Annotated in this window: 4 protein-coding genes; 3 read left to right on the top strand and 1 reads right to left on the bottom strand. The window is 74.4% G+C overall.

Annotated features, from left to right (window positions below):
* Positions 1–79 precede the first annotated feature (79 nt).
* Positions 80–1,294: a nucleotide pyrophosphatase/phosphodiesterase family protein gene (locus VIB11_RS06315; protein WP_332029450.1), complete on the top strand. Its 1,215-nt coding sequence runs from the start codon at positions 80–82 to the stop codon at positions 1,292–1,294.
* Positions 1,295–1,300: 6 nt separating this feature from the next.
* On the opposite strand, the gene VIB11_RS06310 is transcribed toward VIB11_RS06315, so the two are convergent.
* Positions 1,301–1,822, bottom strand: coding sequence for an ArsR/SmtB family transcription factor (locus VIB11_RS06310; RefSeq protein WP_332029448.1), 522 nt, complete (start codon positions 1,820–1,822; stop codon positions 1,301–1,303).
* Positions 1,823–1,879: 57 nt separating this feature from the next.
* Here VIB11_RS06310 and VIB11_RS06305 point away from each other — a divergent pair, with 57 nt between their 5' ends.
* Together VIB11_RS06305 and VIB11_RS06300 are read left to right on the top strand one after the other, a co-directional pair.
* Positions 1,880–2,797, top strand: a complete 918-nt coding sequence (locus VIB11_RS06305; protein ID WP_332029446.1) for a S41 family peptidase — start codon at positions 1,880–1,882, stop codon at positions 2,795–2,797.
* Positions 2,798–2,889: 92 nt separating this feature from the next.
* On the top strand, positions 2,890–3,083 hold a 194-nt coding region (locus VIB11_RS06300; RefSeq protein WP_332029444.1), incomplete at its 3' end, for a GTP-binding protein.

Here is a 3,083-nt window from a genome sequence, read left to right as displayed (position 1 = left end):
GAGGCTGCAACAGCCCTCCGACGTCCACCCCACCGGTGTCCCGGCCTCCCGCGAGGCCTCGCGCCGCACCTTCCTGCGCATGGCCGGGGGAGCGGGAGCCGCCGTCGTGCTGTCCGCGGCTGCGGGGGCGCCGTCGGCCTCGGCGGACAGCACGCGGACTCGCGTCTACGTCGTGGTCACCGACGGGCTGCGACCCGACGAGGTGAGCGCGGCGGTGACCCCGACCCTGCACGCCCTGCGGTCGGCGGGCACGTGGTACCCGCAGGCCAGGTCGCTGCCGGTGATGGAGACCATCCCCAACCACGTGATGATGATGACCGGGGTGCGGCCCGACCGCAGCGGGGTCCCCGCCAACGCCGTCTTCGACCGTGCCGGGGGCGCGGTGCGCGACCTCGACCGGCCGAGCGACCTGCGCTTCCCGACGGTGATCGAGCGGCTGAACGCTGCCGGGTACCGCACGGGCACCGTGCTCTCGAAGGAGTACCTCTTCGGGATCTTCGGCACCAGGGCGACCTACCGCTGGGAGCCCTCGCCGACCCTGCCGCTCACGAACCACGCGCCGGACCAGCTCACGACGGACGCGCTCATCGCCATGGTCGAGCGCGCCGACCCCGACCTCGTGTTCACCAACCTCGGCGACATCGACCGGGTCGGGCACTCCGACCTCACGGGGGCGAGCACGCTCGCGGCGGCCCGCACTGCCGCCCTGGCGTCCACCGACCACCAGGTCGAGCGGTTCGTGCAGCACCTCAAGGAGACCGGACGGTGGGAGTCCTCCGTGCTCCTCGTCCTGGCGGACCACTCGATGGACTGGTCCGTGCCCACGCGCGTGGTCTCCCTGGCGCCGGCGCTCGACGCCGACCCGCTGCTGACGGGGCGGGTGCAGGTCGCCCAGAACGGCGGCGCCGACCTGCTCTACTGGACGGGCCCGGAGGGCGACCGGGCGGCTGCGGTGGCCCGGATGCGTGAGGTCGTCGGGGGAGTGGCGGGCGTGCTGTCGACCCACCTGCCGCCAGACCTGCGGCTCGGGCCGGAGGCCGGGGACGTGGTCGCCTACTGCAAGGCGGGCTGGCGGTTCAGCGACCCCGCGGTGTGGTCGAACCCGATCCCCGGCAACCACGGCCACCCGGCCACCGAGCCCATCCCGTTCTTCATCGCGGGTGGCTCGCGCCGCATCGCGGGGGGCCAGGTGCGCGCTGAGGCCGCCCGCACCGTCGACGTCGCACCGACCGTCGGTGCCCTGTTCGGCCTGCCCGCCCCGAGCGGCGGCTACGACGGGACCAGCCGGCTCTGAGCCCGGTCACCGCCCGGTCGGGCCCGACTGGAACACGCTGACCAGCACGCCGAAGGTCGCCTCGGCCGGCCCCGCGTCCGGCAGCTCGTCGACCACCCGCTCGAGGTGGGCGACCAGCGCGGCCGCCTGGGGCCGGGTCAGACGCACCCGGCGGAGGTTGAGCAGGGTCTCCGTGGGGGAGCGGTCCACCTCCTCGGCGACCGCCTGGAGGAGGGCGGCCGTGTGGCCCTCGCCGCCCCGGCCGGGGGCCCGCAGCCGACGGGCCACGCGCGTGAAGTACTGCTCGGTGCCGCCACGTACCTGACGGGTGTGGGCCCGGCGGACCAGCCCGGCCCGCTCGAGCACCCCGAGGTGGTGGGCGACGTTGCCCTTGTTGGTCCGCAGGCGGGTCGACAGCTGGCTGACCGTGGCGCCGTCGGAACCCAGCGCGAACAGGATGCGGTTGCGCAGCGGGTGCGTGAGGGCCCTGACCTGCTGGGGGTCGACGTCGAGCACCTCGGCGAGCCGGTCGTCGGCGGGTCCGTCCACGCCCGAAAGCGTCAAGGAAGTTTGACGCTTTGTCAACGCCGCCGCCACGCTGGGTCCATGACTCCAGAGCAGCTCAGGGCGGTCGTCAACGCCACCGCCGACAGCGTCGAGCAGCGGTACGTCTTCGCCGACCTGGGTGCGTCCACCGCCGCCATCCTGCGCGCCAACAGCCGTGACGGCCGGTATGCCGGGTGCACCGGTCCCGAGGACCTCGCCGAGCAGGTGACCGCCGACCTGCACGACGCCACCCGGGACCTCCACCTGCGCCTGCTCTTCCACGAGGGCGGGGCGGTGGGGGAGGACGACCCGGTGGCCCAGGAGGCCTGGTGGGCGGAGCAGGCCCGTCGCACGGCAGGCGGCATCCGCCGGGTGGAGCGGCGGGGCGGCAACGTCGGCGTCATCGAGATCGGCCCGGTGCTCGGGGACCCCGAGCGCGCCGGCCGTGCCATCGGCGCCGCCCTGTCGCTCGTGGCCGACGCCGACGCCCTCGTGCTCGACGTCAGGGGCTGCTGCGGCGGGAGTCCCGACGGCGTCGTGCTGCTGCTCAGCCACCTCTTCGGCCCCGAGCCGGTGCGGCTCAGCGACATCGAGTCGCGCGCGGACGGGACCAGGCAGGTGTGGACGGTCCCGGTGCCGGCTCACCGCAGGTTCGGCGCCGGCAAGCCGGTGGTGGTGGTCGTTGGGCCCGAGACGTTCTCCGGCGGCGAGGCCCTGGCCTTCGACCTGAAGGAGCAAGGGCGCGCCGTGGTCGTCGGCCGGCCCACGCGTGGGGGCGCCCATCCCCGGGTCGGCCTGGTGGTGCACCCCCTGCTCGAGCTGACCGTGCCGGTGGCCCGCTCGGTGAGCCTGTTCACCGGAAGGGACTGGGAGGGCGTGGGCGTGCAGCCGGACGTCCTCGTGCCGGCCGGTGACGACGCGTTCGCCGCGGCGCTGGAGGCGCTGCGGGCCTCCGGGTCGCCTCCGAGCCCACGGTGAGGGAGGCCGGGTGCGGTGCGTCACCGGCATACCGGCGGTCATGGGAGGATGGACCGATCCGTCCCCGATGCCCCGTGAGGTCCTGAGCACCCGTGTCACCCCTGGCCCGCACCGCGCTGCAGCCCGCCGCGACACCCCCGGAGCAGATCCGCAACTTCTGCATCATCGCCCACATCGACCACGGCAAGTCGACGCTGGCAGACCGCATGCTGCAGATCACCGGCGTCGTCGACGAGCGGGCCATGCGCGCGCAATACCTCGACCGCATGGACATCGAGCGCGAGCG

It is taken from the genome of Pedococcus sp. (assembly GCF_036554925.1).
GTDB lineage: Bacteria > Actinomycetota > Actinomycetes > Actinomycetales > Dermatophilaceae > Pedococcus_A.
This window is presented reverse-complemented; position numbering and strand designations above follow the sequence as displayed.